Genomic DNA, 14,685 nt, shown 5'->3' with positions numbered 1-14,685 from the left:
AGATTCCCGCCAGCCATTAGCCAATGCTGTTGCATTGGCTAATGGCTGGCGGGAATGAAAGAAATTCAAAAGCGCCCAAAATGTTTGGCGATTTGTCATGTCTGGCTTGGCGCGATATAGGCATGGCAGGTTCCCCTGTAACGAGCCAGCCACGAAAAATCGCCAAACGTGTTTCCCCGGACATCAGGGGAAATGAAGAATCTCAAGGGCGAGATCTCGCTATGATTCTTTAATGTCCCCGGGAAAACCGTTGCGGGATTTTTAATTCTGGGAAGACCATAACGCGTTCCCGTTTAACCCGACAGAAAGAGCGCCCCGAATTAATAATGCCGCAACATTTTTGATTTCTTCGGTTGAATCTGAATTTATTTCAATTTCTTGAATGGTGGTGAAGTCTTCTTCTTTAATCCGTGTAAGGAGCAGGGCAGGGCAGCGTCCTCCATTAAAGATTGGTCAGCTCCCGAGGCATTAATTTATTTGACTTAATAATATTTAAATAATAACTATCTAGCTAGTTAAAGCCAGATGGTGATTAGTTGAGATTAATATTCATTTTTGTCGCTTGGGTGGTCGGCATGAGCCAGCCGGGTTTTGCGCAACTACGGGCGGGTGACATCGCGGTGGTGGCCTACAACACCGACACCACCGATTCGTTCGCCTGGCTGGCGCTGTGTGACATCCCGCCCAATACGCCCATCCACTTTACCAATTCATCGGTCAGTAACGGCTGGTTCCGGTGGGGCGACCATCTCGGGAGGGCCGTCGCCCCCGGCCCTCTGACGTGGACCAGCACGAATGGCCTTAATGCGGGGTCCGTGGTCTCGTGGGTTGCCGGAACCCAGAAATGCTGGAGCGTGGGAAGCCTGTCCGGCGGCGGACTGACGTTAAGTGCGGCAGGGGATCAGATCTTCGCCTACACGGGAACGATTGTCTCCAATGCCGGGGAAGCAACCCCCTGGCATGGTAACCCTTCAAATGCTGTCATGTTGTTCGGCTTGAATTTCGCTAACAAAGGGTGGGATAACCTGAATGGAGGGGATGTGAACACCAGCTATATCCCGCCGGGCCTGTCCACCAACGCCCATACGGCGGTGCATGCCGGGAATTGGGACAATGGTTATTACTCCGGAATCAGGACGGGCAAGGTCGGCGAACTGCTTGGCGCCATCGATGCCTCAACTCATTGGACTTCAAGTGCCGATTTTATTGACCCCGGGCAATGGCCTTCACTTTTTTTGATAATCCGGCACCCCGGGATGCTGATGATGGTGGAATGACTCCCACGCGGGCACAGTCTTTATAAATCGGGCACCCCTGGCATTTCGGGCGAAGCGGGGTGCAGAGCGTCTGCCCGAAGGCGACCAGATAGCGGTTCCATGTTTTCCAGTATTTTTGGGGCAGGAGCTTGCGTAGCGCCGTCTCCGTTTCCGCCGGTGTTTTCGTTTTCAGTAGTCCCAGCCGGTTGCTGATCCGGTGGACATGGATATCGACACAGATCCCCTGTTTGTCGAAAGCCTCGGTCACCACCAGATTGGCCGTTTTGCGGCCGACGCCCGGGAGTTTGACCAGCTCCTCAATAGTTTGAGGGATCACGCCGCCGAAAAGAGTCTGAACGACTCCGGGCAGTCGATTTAACATACGGGCTTTGGTCCGGTAGAAGCCAACGGGAAAAATAAGGGTTTCAAGCTCTTTCACGGAAAGGGTGCCCAGTTCATCCAGAGTTTTGATTTTACTGAACAGGCGTTCGGAGACGAGGGTGGTGGTCTGATCCTTGGTTCGGGCACTCAGGATGGTGGCCACAAGCACCCGGAAGGGGTCAAGGGTCCTGACTTCCATGAACTGGACCACCGGGCTTTGTGTTTTCCCGAAATACCGCTTGAGTCCGGAATAGATGCGGGAAAGGGCTTTTTTATCCATGGATAGGGGCCGCCGGGTCATTCCAGGCTGGTGATTCCCTCGCGAACGGCATATTTGGTGAGGGCGGCCACATTGTGAGCCCCCACTTTTTGCATAATATGCTGGCGATGGGTCTCCACCGTTTTGACGCTGACATTGATTTTTGAGGCGATCTCTTTGGTGCTGTGGCCTTCGGAAATGAGTTGCAGGATTTCCTTCTCCCGTTGGCTCAATTGGACGACATGGCGGCGCGTAACCCGCCCGGGCTTGGCACGGCGTGCGAACTCTTCCAGCACATTCCCTGCGATATGGGGGCTGATAAACAGGCCGCCGGAGATAATGGTGCGGATGGCGTTGGTCAACTCGCCGAACGCGCTATCTTTCAGCATGTAGCCTGAGGCACCGGCCTCCAGCATTTCCGTCACAAAATGGTGGTCGGAATGCATCGAAAGGGCAAGGATTTTGACCTTGGGGTGGTCCTCGAAAATCCGGCGGGCCGCGGCGATGCCGTTCATTTCCGGCATGGCAATGTCCAGAATGACGATATCCGGCTTCTTCTCTGCCACCAGTTTAATGGCGCCGATCCCGTTCAGCGCCTCGCCAACGACACTCATGTCGGGTTGTTTTTCCAGAAGTGAGCGTAATCCCTCGCGGATAATCTGATGGTCATCACAGAGAACAATGCGAATCGGCATGATACACCTCCTTCAGAAAGTGGTTAAACAATGTTCCTGGGGCCCCGTTATGTCAATATTATTGTCAGCGCAGAGGCGTTTAAGCTTGATTCAAGGGAGTGAGATTAAGATACTGCGCGGCAATTATATTTTTGTTTAGAGGAGAATTTTATGGCTCAGGAACTGGCGTTTGCGTTAATCAACCCTTATACGATCTCCAAATCCAGGACAGGGGGCGTCATCGGCCGCTTGATGAGCCGCACGGGCCTCGATCTGGCCGCCGCACGGATGTATGGCCCCAGCCAGGAGCTGGTTACCCGGTATGCCGACTCTCTGCTCAACAGTAATCAGGCGGAGCCTGAGTTCGCCCGGTTATTGAGTGAATATGTTCGCAAATCGTATTCCCCTGACCCCGTGACCGGTCTGCGCCGGCGTGTCATCCTGCTGGTTTTTGAAGGCGAGAACGCGATTCAGAAAGTGCGCGAAGCGACCGGGCATTTGAGGGCCGGCTGGGTCAACGGTGAAACCATCCGTGATACCTATGGGGATTATATTGAGGATGCGCCGGGGCAGGTCCGCTATTTTGAGCCGGCGGTTCTGGTGGCGCCCTCGGTGGAGCGGGCCGCCTCGGTGTTGCGGTTGTGGGCCGAGTATTCCGACACGGATGGCGGGGTCATCGACAATAGTGCGGATTCAGCCAACGCGGAAGGCAGTCAGACGACCCTCGTGCTGATTAAGCCGGATAATTTCCGTTTTCCCAGCGTGCGCCCCGGCCATATCATTGACCTGCTCTCGCGCTCAGGACTCCGGATTGTCGGGGTCCGGAAATTTGCCATGACGGTGGCCCAGGCGGAGGAATTTTACGGCCCGGTGCGAGCTATCCTGCAAAACAAATTTAAAGGCATTATGGCCCAGCGGGCCGGGGAGTTGCTCGAAAAATCGTTCGGGCTTGCGATTCCCGAGGATACCAAGGCCGTGATCGGGGAGCATATCGGGCCCATTGCCGGCAATGGGCAATTTGAGGAAATTGTGAAGTTTATGACCGGCTTCCGCCCCTCGGAAGTGGCGGAGTCCGATAAGGCCAAGACCGGCTCTGAGAATTGTCTGGCCCTGGTCTATCGCGGGATCAGCGCCGTGGAGAACATCCGGTACCTGCTGGGCCCCACCGACCCGGCCAAAGCACAACCCGGTTCCGTGCGCCGTGAATATGGCAGTGATATTATGGTCAACGCCGCTCATGCGTCTGATTCGCCGGAAAATTCAGCCAGGGAAATGAAGATTGTGGATGTCCAGAAAGATACAATAAAGGAATGGGTGGAGAAGTACTATGGAGCTTAATGAACGGGTAAGCGCGATCGCGCCTTCGTTGACCCTGGCCATTGATGCCAAGGCCAAGGCGCTCATGGCGGCAGGCGAAAAAGTATGTGGTTTCGGGGCTGGGGAACCGGATTTCGACACGCCAGAACACGTCAAGGAAGCCGCGGCGAAAGCCCTGCGTGAAGGGAAGACCAAATACGCACCCAATGATGGCATCATGGAACTCCGCGTCGCCATTGCGGATAAGCTTGCCAGTGAGAATAAGCTCTCCTACAAGGTGGATCAGATTCTGGTCAGTAACGGGGCCAAACACTCCCTCTTCAATATCTTCATGGCGCTCTGCCGTGAGGGTGACGAAATCATCATTCCTGCTCCGTTCTGGTTGAGCTATCCTGAAATGGTCCGCGTCGCGGGTGGCAAACCGGTCTTCGTGCAGGGGAGTGAAGCGCATGGACTCAAAGTGACCGCCTCGCAAGTGGAAGCGGCCATCACGAAACGGACCAAGGCGATTGTCCTGAACAGCCCGTCCAATCCCACCGGAATGGTCTATGCCCGCGAGGAACTTCGCGCGCTGGCTGAAGTGGCGGTGAAGCACAACCTTTCCATCATCTCGGATGAGATCTATGAACGCATGGTCTACGACGGGGTTGAAGCGGTCAGTATCGGGTCGCTCTCCCCTGAGATCTTCAAGCGCACCATTACGGTGAACGGCTTCAGCAAGCCGTATGCCATGACCGGCTGGCGGCTGGGCTATTTTGCCGGCCCCATTGAACTGGTGAAGGCGGCTTCTGCGCTTCAAAGTCATAGCACCTCCGCGCCCAACACGTTTGCCCAATATGGGGCCGTAGCGGCCTTGCGCGGACCTCAGGATTGCGTCTCCAAAATGGTGGTCGCCTTTGATGAGCGCCGCCAGTATCTCTACAAGCGGTTGACGGCCATGAAGGGGATTACCTGTGTGAAACCGGCCGGGGCCTTCTATGTGTTTCCCAACATCTCCGCTTTTGGGCTCTCTTCCATCGAGTTCTCGCAAAAGTTGCTGGAGCAGGAAAAGATGGCGGTGGTGCCCGGTCTGCCGTTTGGGGCCGATGAGCATATCCGCCTCTCGTATGCCTGCAGCATGGCCAATATCGAAGCGGGAATGATCTGCCTCGAACGATTTATCAAGACGCTGTAAGCCACCTTGCTTCCCGCCATTTTCGCAGGGAGTTGACGAGGTAAAACGTCCGGATGCGAGGGAGATCAGAGAGGCGGATGACCGCTTCTTTGATCGCTCCTTGCGCAAGCAGTTCGGCCCGGAAGGTTCCCGCCAGGAGCCCGCAGGAAACCGGCGGCGTCAGACGTTCGCCATCGAGATCCACCACCAGATTGGCAATGGTGGATTCTGTCAACTCCCCTGCGGCGTTCCAGAGCAGAACCTCGTCGCAATCCGTGACCCCTTGTCTGGCGGCTTCGTATACCTGCCGGCAGGTCGTTTTGTGGTAGAGGAACCGGTCGGTGATATCCACCGGGTGCTGCGCCAGCCGCAGACGGACCGGGCGGGTTTCGGGTCCCGGCGCGAAGGGGGATGATTCCAGGGTGACGCTTCCTGAGCGGGTCACGAGAAGCCGGATCCGGGCCGGCCCGGCCAACTTCAGGGCATCCAGTTGGCTGCGAATGGCCTCCCTTGAGAAGGTGAAATCGAAATAATTCGCGGAATCTTCAAGCCGTGCTAAATGCCGGTCCTTCAGGAAAATTCCCTCGCCCGGGGTCCAAAGCAGCGTTTCCAGGAGTTGGAACGTCACGGGTGGGTCACATAGCACTTTGGCCTTGGTCCCGCATTCGTCATACTCGTCCCCGCTGACAGAATCCCAGACAATCCCGCCGCCCACGCCATATTCGGCGACTCCTTGCGTCTTATCAATCAGGACCGTCCGGATGGCAACATTGAATTGCGCCTGACGGTCCGGCGCCAGATACCCGATGGCCCCGGTATAGATCCGGCGGGGAGTGAGTTCCTCGCGGGTAATGAGGGCCATGGTCCTGGGTTTAGGGGCACCGGTGATCGAAGCACAGGGAAAGAGTGCCGATAAAATGTCGCAAAGGGAGGCCTGGGTCCGGGCAGAAACGGTGGAAATCATCTGCCAGACGGTGGGATACCGCTCCACTTTAAAAAGCTGATCCACCGAAACCTGTCCTTTTTCCGCCACCCGCCCCATGTCGTTTCGCACCATATCCACTATCATCACATTCTCTGACTGATTTTTGGGTGAGTCCCGTAGTCTCTGGGCGTTGGCCTGATCCTCCTGGGTGGTGACCCCGCGTTTCATGGTGCCCTTCATGGGGCGGGATTCCAGGTGGGTCCCGTTGAGGCGGAAGAAGAGTTCGGGGGAGGCGGAGCAGAGGGCGAAGTCTGAGGTATCGATGAAGGCCGAGTAATGCGCGCCCTGCGCCTGAACCAGTGTTTCGAAAAGCGGCAGCGGCTCCTGACGGAAGGGAGTGGTCAGCCGGAAGGTATAGTTGACCTGATAGGTTTCGCCTGAATAGAGATAGTTCCGGATTCGGGCAATGACCTGAGCGTAGTCTGCCCGGGAGAGGGACGGGGTCCAGTGAAGCGGGGGATCATGAGAGATGGGGACGGGATCCCGGGGATTCCAGGAGGTGGGCTCCTGGTAAAGGCCGAACCACAGCAGGGGAAATCCGGACGGGTCCGGCCGAACCGTTAAGGCCGGATCAAAGGCCGGGGCGGCCTCATAGCTCAGGAACCCCGCGGCATAGAGCTTTTCCCCGTTGACCGCCGCTTCCACTTCTCGAAGGAGCGGCATCACCTCCTCGATACGTGAGGCCGTCAGGATCCGTATGGGGTGTTCGAAGGCCAGCCAGCGCCCGAGGGAGGGATCGTGGATGAGGACAGCATTGCTCACAGGCGACGAATGATTTCCTGTTCAGCCTCCAGGATGGCGTCCAGCATCTCCTGGCCTGAATCCGCCTGGCGCAAGGTTTCCAATAAGGGGGTTTCCATGCAGAGGGAGCATAATCGCGCCAGGGTATGGAGGTGAAGCCGGTCATCCTGACAGCAAAGCAGAAAGAAAATGTCGGTGGGAAGACCGTCCTGGGCCCCGAAATGAATCGGCTGAATCGTGCGCCCCACCACCATGAACGATTCGGTAAACATATAGGGGTCATGATGCCGGGGATGGAGAGCGGCCCAGCCACCCGGCAGGGCGGTGGAACACAGGGCTTCGCGTTCCTCGATTAACGTGAGCAGGTCTGCTTCATCCGAAACCAGATCGGTGGCCACCGCCATGGCGACCATGGAGCGGATGGCGGATGAACGGGTCTTGGCGGGCATGTCCCCGTTGATGCGCGCCCGGGTGAGGAGTTGAGGCATCATGGTGACGTCCGGAGCGAATTCTTTCACCTTGGCCGAGGTCTGCGAATGGTAATTCGCCAGGTTTTTGGAGGAAAATTTAAGGATGCGCTGGGAGGCCCAGGCATCAATTTCGGCTCGGCGGAACACAAAACGGTCCCCCTGTTTCTGGAAGGGGATCTCCTTCTCTTTGATCAGCAATTCAATTCGTGCGGGTGCAACATGGAGGTAAGTTGCAATCTCTTTGACATTCATGACTCGATGGGGCATGCCGGAGATTCTGCCAAAACCCGTACCCTGAAGCAACTCGACATTCACCTTCTTGCAATGAGGCGCAGGAGGTCGGCGCCATAGGCCTCGAGTTTCGCGGGCCCGACTCCGGGAACGCGCTCGAGTTCTGAATGTGATTTCGGCTTAACAATCGCGATGGCCTTGAGGGTCTTATTACTGAAGATCAGATAGGGGAGGGTCCCCTGATGAAAGGATTCGTCCTTGCGCCAGGTTTTCAGCTCCTCAAACAGGGTATCCTCGACCGCCGACAGCACGCGGTCAAAGGAATCCGGAAGGGCGGCTCGGTGGGTGGACTTCGAGTTGACGCGCGCGGGCTTGCGCCGGTGATCCGGTTCCTTGCTGGTCAGGTGCGTGACCTGGACGGGCCAGTTCATGGACACCGTGGCGCGACGCCAGGCGATTTCCCGGCCAAGGGCGGTTAACGAGGCGGTGGCATATTGATCCGGACTTAGCTGGATCGCCTTGGCCCGCACCAGCTCATCAAAAATAGCCTTCAGGGCATCCGGAGCGGAACCGGCCAGCGCCCCATAGGTCGAGATGTCGTTCAGATTGCGCTCCAGGATCTCTTTGGCCCGGGAGCCGGTCATGACGGCGAGGATGGTGTTCCGTCCGAACCGCCCGTCCAGCCGGCCTACCCCGCTCAGTAGTTTCTGGATGAGCGGCCATTCGGCTTCAGTGGGAGGGCGGGCCGGGATCGCCGAGTCAAATCCGCAGAAATCGCAGTGGCCACAGGCGGTGGCCAGGGTTTCCTTGTCGCCGAAATAATCGAGAATGAAATGGTGGCGGCAGCTGCGGGAACTGACGTAACGGAGCATCAAATCCAGTTTGCGCAGATCCCGGCGCCGTTTTTCCTCAAGGGTCGGCATCGCCTCCTTCAGCCGGGTGAGGTCCGCGGGTTCAATCAGCGAGGTAGTATAGCAGCGGGAGCCTGTCAGGATTTCACGCGAGATGAGGCCGCAGCGTTCATACAGGCCCATGCAGGTGTGGACGGTGATTTTGTTGTCGGTTGATTTGATCTGTTCCGCCCACTCGTCCAGCGAGCAGGTTTGGGACCCGCCGGTTTTCAGCAGGGTGTAAATTTCGGCCCAGGTGTGTAGGATGGTGGTGGGGTCCGGATTCGAGCCATCGAGGAAAAACTCCTGGGTCCGGACATCGGCGTAGTTGTAAAGCAGCTCGCAATGGGATAACTGGCCATCACGCCCGGCCCGGCCGACTTCCTGATAATAGGCCTCAATGCTGCCAGGCACATCCCAGTGGATGACAAAGCGCAGGTCCGAGCGGTCTACGCCCATGCCAAAGGCGTTGGTGGCCACGACGACCGGCACTTTCCCGCTCATGAACTGTTCCTGGGCCTTAGCCCGTTTTTCCGGGGTGAGCCCGGCGTGGTAAACCAGGTGCTTGATCTTGTTTTCACCCAGCATCACCCCGACCCGATCCACCTGTTTGCGGGTGCTGCAATAAATGATGCCCGTGGGATAGCGGGCAAGGATGGTCTCAATGCGGCGCATTTTATCGGTGTGCGAGGAGACGTGGCTGACTACTAGCCGGAGGGTGTCGCGGCGAAACCCGCTGACAATGACCAGAGGGGCGGCGCGACCATCCATCCCAAGCCCGAGTTGCTTGGCAATGTCCGTGCGGACCTCCGGGGTGGCGGTTGCGGTCAAGGCCATGACGCGCGCGGAGGGGAATTGTTTAACGACTGAACCCAGGCGGATGTAGTCAGGTCTGAAATCATGGCCCCATTGGCTGATGCAGTGGGCTTCGTCAATCGCGATCAAGGCCACCTTGAGGTCGGCCAGCAGGGCTTGAAAGCTCCGGTTGCGGAACCGTTCCGGGGCCACATAGACTAGCCGGGTCCGGCCCTGACGCAGGTCGGCCACCCGGTCGGCCACCTCCTCCATGGAGAGCGAGGAGTTAAGGCTGGTGGCGGGCAGGCCGCGTTCAGTGAGTCCGTCCACTTGATCCTTCATCAGGGAAATCAGGGGCGAGACCACCAGGGTGATCCCCTCCAGGATCATGGCGGGTAATTGAAAGCAGAGCGATTTGCCCGCACCGGTCGGCATGACGACCACGGTGTCCGTCCCGTTAAGAATCGCCTCGATGGGTTCTCTTTGTCCGGCGTGAAAATGGGAGAATCCGAAATGTTTCGACAGCAACGCTTCCAGGGCTAAAGGGTGCCCGGGCGGATCCTGTATTTTATTAATATTTAAATGAGTCATAAAAGGCCACATTGTAGCATTGGGGGAAAAATTGTAAAACCTTGATGTGAATCAAGGTAATCCATGACAGGGCGTCCATAATGAGCGCTGTTTTGAGAGACCAGTGAAGAAATCAACAACAAGGAGACCGAAGTTATGAGTAGCATGTTTTGTTATCAATGTGAGCAGACCGGCAAGGGCACGGGCTGCACCTCGTTCGGGGTGTGTGGAAAAGATCCCGAAACCTCCGCCCTGCAGGACCTTCTGGTCATGGTGGCGCAAGGCATCAGCCAGATGGCGCACCGTGCCCGTAAACTCGGGGTGGTTGATCAGGCGGCGGACGTGTATGTGATCGAGGCGCTGTTCACCACAGTGACCAATGTCAATTTTGATCCCAAGCGCCTGGAGGGGATTATCCGCCAGGGGGCGGTGATCAAGGACAGTATCCGGAAGCAATACGAAGCGGCATGTAAGGCCAAAGGAGTGGCTGTCGAGGGGGTGACGGGCCCGGCGCAATGGACGCCTGCCGCGGATCTTCAGGGGTTGATCAGCCAGGGTGAGGCGATCTCGACCGAGAAGCGTACCGCCGCACTCGGCGCGGATGTGGCCGGGACGCAGGACCTGATTCTGCTGGGGCTCAAGGGAACGGCCGCGTATGCGGAGCATGCCCGGGTGCTAGGCAAGGAAGACCGTTCCGTTTATGCCTTCATGCATGAGGTCCTTGATTTCCTGGTTAAGGCCAACCCGACCATGGACGAGCTGCTGGGCTATGCCCTCAAGACCGGTGAAGTAAATCTCCGGGTGATGGAATTGCTGGATGCGGCCAACACGGGCGCTTATGGGACCCCGGTCCCGACCCCTGTCCGGATTACTTCTGTAAAGGGCAAGGCCATCCTGGTCTCGGGGCATGACCTCAAGGATCTGGAATTGCTGCTGAAGCAGACCGAGGGTAAGGGCATCAACATTTACACGCATGGTGAGATGCTGCCTGCGCATGGGTATCCCGAATTGAAGAAATACAAGCACCTGGCCGGCAATTACGGGGGAGCCTGGCAGGATCAGCGCAAGGAGTTTGATGAATTCCCGGGCGCCATCCTGATGACCACGAACTGTATCCAGAAGCCGAAGGACACCTACAAGGCCCGCATCTTCACGAGCGGCCTGGTCGCCTGGCCGGGTGTGGATCACATTGCCGACGGCAATTTCAAGCCGGTGATCGAGGCGGCCCTGGCGGCAGCGGGGTTTGCGGCGGATGAGCCGGAAAAAACCATCCTGGTCGGCTTCGGACACGGCGCGGTGCTGGGTGTGGCCGGGACGGTGATCGATGCGGTCAAGTCGGGTGCCATCAAGCGCTTCTACCTGATCGGTGGCTGTGACGGGGCCAAGTCGGGACGGAACTACTACACGGAGTTTGCCCAGGCGGTCCCGAAAGACTGCATGGTGCTCACGCTGGCTTGTGGGAAGTACCGGTTCAACAAGCTCGATTTCGGGAGCATCGGCGGTCTGCCGCGGTTGCTGGACATCGGGCAGTGCAACGATGCCTACTCGGCCATCAAGATCGCCAGCGCGCTGGCCGGGGCGTTCAATTGCACGGTCAATGACCTGCCCCTGTCGATGATCCTGTCCTGGTACGAACAGAAGGCCGTCTGCATTCTGCTTACCCTGTTGCATTTAGGCATCAAGAATATCCGGCTCGGACCGAGTCTTCCTGCCTTTGTAACACCCGCGGTGTTGAATGTGTTGGTGGAGAAATTCGCCATCAAACCCATCACCACCGTGGAGGCCGACCTTAAGGCGACGCTGGCCGGGAATTAAGCGCGTTCAAAGTTGAACGTTGCGGGTCCAAAGTTGGGAGTCAATAGGCTCTTAACTTTGGACTTTTTTTGACACAAAACCCAATGCTTAAACTGTTAAGCATTGGGGCTTGGGCATCAGTCGCAGGAGCGGTCCAGGACCTTCCCGTCCTTGATTTCGAATATCCGCGTGGCCAGCGACTTGATCAGGCGATGATCATGGGATACAAAGATGACCGTATTTTCGAGCTGGGCCAGGGAGAAGTTCAACGCTTCAATGGATTCCAGATCCAGATGATTGGTCGGCTCGTCCAGAATCGTGACATTTCCGCCTTCCAGCATCATTTTGGCGAGAATCAGCCGGGCCTTTTCTCCTCCGCTCAGGACCTCAACCGGCTTGAACACATCATCCTTGCTGAACAGCATCCGGCCCATGAACGACCGGAGCTCAGTCTCTGACGCATCCTTTTCGTCGGCAAACCGGCGCAACCAGGCCAGGGCTTGACAGCTTGGATCCAGGACTTCCCCGGGATCCTGGGGGAAGATGCTGAATTGGATCGTGTCGCCCAGCGCCACTGATCCTGAATCCGGGGGGAGCTGTCCGCATAGGATTTTGAGAAGCGTGGTTTTTCCGACGCCGTTCTTGCCGATAATCGCGATTTTCTCCTTCGGCCCGATTTCGCAGGAAAAATTCTTAAAGAGCGGCAGGTCGTAACTTTTGGAAATCTGATCGACCTGAATGACCTTGTCGCCCAGCCGCCGTTTGGGGGTGAAGCGGATATAGGGGGATACCCGGGAACTGGGTTTCACCACTTCGAGTTCGATTTTCCCAAGCAATTTTTGGCGGGACGTCGCTTGTTTGGCCTTGGAGGCATTGGCGCTGAACCGGCTGATGAAGGTTTTCAGATCATGAATCTGTTTCTCCATCTTCTTGTTGGCCTTGTCCCTCAGCTCACGGGCTTCCAGGCTCGCAATGGTAAAATCATCATAATTCCCTGTGAACATGCGGATTTCGTGATAGTCGAGATCGGCAATATGGGTGCAGACCTGGTTCAGGAAGAAGCGGTCATGCGAAATGACGATGACGGTGCCTTCATACCGCTTCAACAGATCCACCAGCCATTCGATGGACTCCATGTCCAGATGGTTGGTGGGCTCATCCAGCAGGAGGACGTCGGGGTGGGCGAACAATACCTGGGCCAGCAGTACCCGGAGTTTGAAGCCACCTTGCAGGGTGCTCATCTCTTTGGTGAAGACATCTTCGGTGAAGCCGAGGCCCGCCAGCAGTTTGGATGCATCCGCCTCCATGGTGTAGCCGCCCGCCTGTCCGAACTCATCTTCGACCAAGCCGCTGCGGTCATGTTCGGCATCAGTCAGATCCGCTTTTGAATACAGGGCTTCGCGTTCCAGATGAAGCGCCCAGAGCTTCTTGTTTCCCATGAACACGGTGTCCAGAATGGAGACCTCATCGAATTCGGCATGATCCTGGCGCAAATAGCCGAGCGTACAGTCCCGGCCAATGGAGACTTCGCCCTGGCTGGCAGGGATGAGGCCGGCCAGAATTTTGACAAAGGTGGATTTTCCGGAGCCATTGGCCCCGATCAGGCCATAGCAATTGCCCGGGGTGAATTGAACGCTGACGTCTTCAAATAAAATGTCCGGTCCAAATCTTTTGGTTAGCTTAGTTGTCGCAATCACGCATTCATTCCGATCTCAAAATTTACTTACCTGCCTTGTGGCGGGTGTGGATATTGCCCGACAGAGAGGGTAACCGCAAGTTTTTCTGCTGATGGGGCTCGGCTTATTAGCAGGGCAGACGCATCTAAATGCCGCAAAACACCGGAATTTTCCAGTGATTCGTCCTGACGGGAAAAGAGGAAGATTTACCACGGAGACGCGGAGATTTAGAGAGAGAAGGAAATGCAACCGTGGCGTTTATTTCGCCCCCATGAGTACATGTGGCCGGAATAAACGCCACGGTTTCCCTGAGGAATACAGGAGATTACTTCGACAGTACGACTCACTCACCACAGGCAATCTCTTTCGGCCAGGTTCCTTTGGCCAGGTCGGGCCAGGTCTTCTTTAATCCCTCTTTCTCGTGGTATTACTCCAGAAAACCGTTGCGGAATTTGTAATTCCGGTACTCCGGAATTACAAATTCCGCAACATTATCTTTGAATTCTCTCTCTGAATCTCCGTGGTAAAATCTCCTATATTTCGAGTGTTATAGATGTGTCTGCCTTGGGCTTAATAGCTTATGAGCTTGTGATGGGTCTCCTGACAGGGTAAAAAGGATGACAGTTTTCCCCTTTTTCCCGACAAGGGCGTTGTATCGGGTGAATGATCAAGAAGGTGAGTGCCCATGGCCAGTCCCGTTATTTCTCAAGATGACATTTTAGTACGTATTATCCGCGACCGGCGCAAGGATGTTGCCGCCGCGAAACGGTCGGTTGCCGTGAATGAACTCTATTGTCTCATTGAACAGCGAGTGGACTACCGCAGTCTCTCAAAGGCCTTGAGGCAAAGCCCTGCGCCCCGGATCATTGCCGAGGTGAAAAAGGCCAGTCCCTCGGCCGGTCAGCTGCGGGCCTCGTTTGATCCTGCGGCCCTGGCGCAAGCCTATGTCTCAGGGGGGGCGGCCGCGATCTCCGTCCTGACGGAACCGAACTATTTTATGGGGTCACAGGCGGATCTCAAGGCCGTCCGGCGCTGCGTCACGGTTCCCGTGTTGCGCAAAGATTTCATGGTGGATATCTATCAGCTGATGGAGGCGGCCGCCTGGGGCGCCGATGTGGTCCTGTTGATTGTTGCGGCGCTGGCCCCGGGGCAGTGTGAACTGCTTTACAGGGAGAGCCGGGAGCTGGGGTTGGAAACCATTGTGGAAGTCCATACGGCGGCGGAACTGAAGGTGGCGCTTTCCTGTGAAGAGGCCATCATCGGGGTGAACAGCCGGAACCTGAAGACCCTGAAGACGGATTTGGCGGTGGCGCATGAGCTGGCAAAGCGGATCCCGAAGGACCGGCTTTGCATCGCGGAGAGCGGGATCAAAACGCGGGAGGATCTCCTTGGATTGCAGGAGGCCGGGTATCATGGATTTTTGATTGGAGAATCCCTGCTCAGGGAGACGTTCCCTGGAAAAGCGCTGAAAGCCCTTCGAACCCCGGGTTGAT

The 14,685-nt window shown here is 56.7% G+C and carries 11 protein-coding genes; 5 read left to right on the top strand and 6 right to left on the bottom strand.

What is annotated here, in order from left to right; all coding sequences use genetic code 11:
* Positions 1 to 536 precede the first annotated feature (536 nt).
* Positions 537 to 1,277: a hypothetical protein gene (locus WCS52_05330; GenBank protein MEI6166597.1), complete on the top strand. Its 741-nt coding sequence runs from the start codon at positions 537 to 539 to the stop codon at positions 1,275 to 1,277.
* Here WCS52_05330 and nth read toward each other — a convergent pair.
* Both nth and WCS52_05320 read right to left on the bottom strand, forming a co-directional pair.
* Entirely contained in the window at positions 1,204 to 1,938 is a 735-nt protein-coding gene (nth, locus tag WCS52_05325; protein MEI6166596.1) for an endonuclease III, read from the bottom strand. The genes WCS52_05330 and nth overlap by 74 nt on opposite strands.
* The gene (locus tag WCS52_05320) at positions 1,935 to 2,591 is read right to left on the bottom strand and encodes a response regulator transcription factor (GenBank protein MEI6166595.1); all 657 of its coding nucleotides are present in this window, start codon (positions 2,589 to 2,591) and stop codon (positions 1,935 to 1,937) included. The genes nth and WCS52_05320 overlap by 4 nt, the downstream gene beginning before the upstream one ends.
* A gap of 150 nt (positions 2,592 to 2,741) precedes the next feature.
* Between WCS52_05320 and WCS52_05315 the strand changes: the two genes are divergently transcribed.
* Together WCS52_05315 and WCS52_05310 are read left to right on the top strand one after the other, a co-directional pair.
* A complete protein-coding gene (locus WCS52_05315) occupies positions 2,742 to 3,908 on the top strand; it encodes a nucleoside-diphosphate kinase (GenBank protein MEI6166594.1) in 1,167 nt (388 codons plus the stop codon).
* Positions 3,898 to 5,061 carry a pyridoxal phosphate-dependent aminotransferase gene (locus WCS52_05310; GenBank protein ID MEI6166593.1) on the top strand — a complete coding sequence of 388 codons (1,164 nt, stop codon included), beginning with the start codon at positions 3,898 to 3,900 and terminating at the stop codon, positions 5,059 to 5,061. The genes WCS52_05315 and WCS52_05310 overlap by 11 nt, the downstream gene beginning before the upstream one ends.
* Here the strand turns inward: WCS52_05310 and pabB are convergent.
* Genes pabB through WCS52_05295 form a run of 3 tightly spaced genes read right to left on the bottom strand, consistent with a single transcriptional unit; the run spans position 5,048 to position 9,743 of the window.
* Positions 5,048 to 6,787, bottom strand: a complete 1,740-nt coding sequence (pabB, locus tag WCS52_05305) for an aminodeoxychorismate synthase component I (GenBank protein ID MEI6166592.1) — start codon at positions 6,785 to 6,787, stop codon at positions 5,048 to 5,050. The genes WCS52_05310 and pabB overlap by 14 nt on opposite strands.
* Positions 6,784 to 7,503: a PTS sugar transporter subunit IIA gene (locus tag WCS52_05300; GenBank protein MEI6166591.1), complete on the bottom strand. Its 720-nt coding sequence runs from the start codon at positions 7,501 to 7,503 to the stop codon at positions 6,784 to 6,786. The genes pabB and WCS52_05300 overlap by 4 nt, the downstream gene beginning before the upstream one ends.
* Before the next feature lie 44 nt (positions 7,504 to 7,547).
* Positions 7,548 to 9,743, bottom strand: coding sequence for an ATP-dependent DNA helicase RecQ (locus WCS52_05295; protein ID MEI6166590.1), 2,196 nt, complete (start codon positions 9,741 to 9,743; stop codon positions 7,548 to 7,550).
* Between the two features lie 144 nt (positions 9,744 to 9,887).
* Here WCS52_05295 and hcp point away from each other — a divergent pair, with 144 nt between their 5' ends.
* Positions 9,888 to 11,537, top strand: a complete 1,650-nt coding sequence (hcp, locus tag WCS52_05290) for a hydroxylamine reductase (protein MEI6166589.1) — start codon at positions 9,888 to 9,890, stop codon at positions 11,535 to 11,537.
* Positions 11,538 to 11,653: 116 nt separating this feature from the next.
* Here the strand turns inward: hcp and WCS52_05285 are convergent, their stop codons facing one another.
* Positions 11,654 to 13,213 (bottom strand): ATP-binding cassette domain-containing protein, encoded by a 1,560-nt coding sequence (locus WCS52_05285; protein MEI6166588.1) that lies wholly within the window; start codon positions 13,211 to 13,213, stop codon positions 11,654 to 11,656.
* Between the two features lie 664 nt (positions 13,214 to 13,877).
* Here WCS52_05285 and trpC point away from each other — a divergent pair.
* Positions 13,878 to 14,684, top strand: coding sequence for an indole-3-glycerol phosphate synthase TrpC (gene trpC / locus WCS52_05280; GenBank protein MEI6166587.1), 807 nt, complete (start codon positions 13,878 to 13,880; stop codon positions 14,682 to 14,684).
* Position 14,685: the final 1 nt, after the last annotated feature.

This window comes from bacterium, from assembly GCA_037128595.1.
GTDB lineage: Bacteria > Verrucomicrobiota > Kiritimatiellia > CAIKKV01 > CAITUY01 > JAABPW01.
Note: the sequence above shows the minus strand (reverse complement) of the source record. Positions and strands in the feature narration are given on the sequence as shown.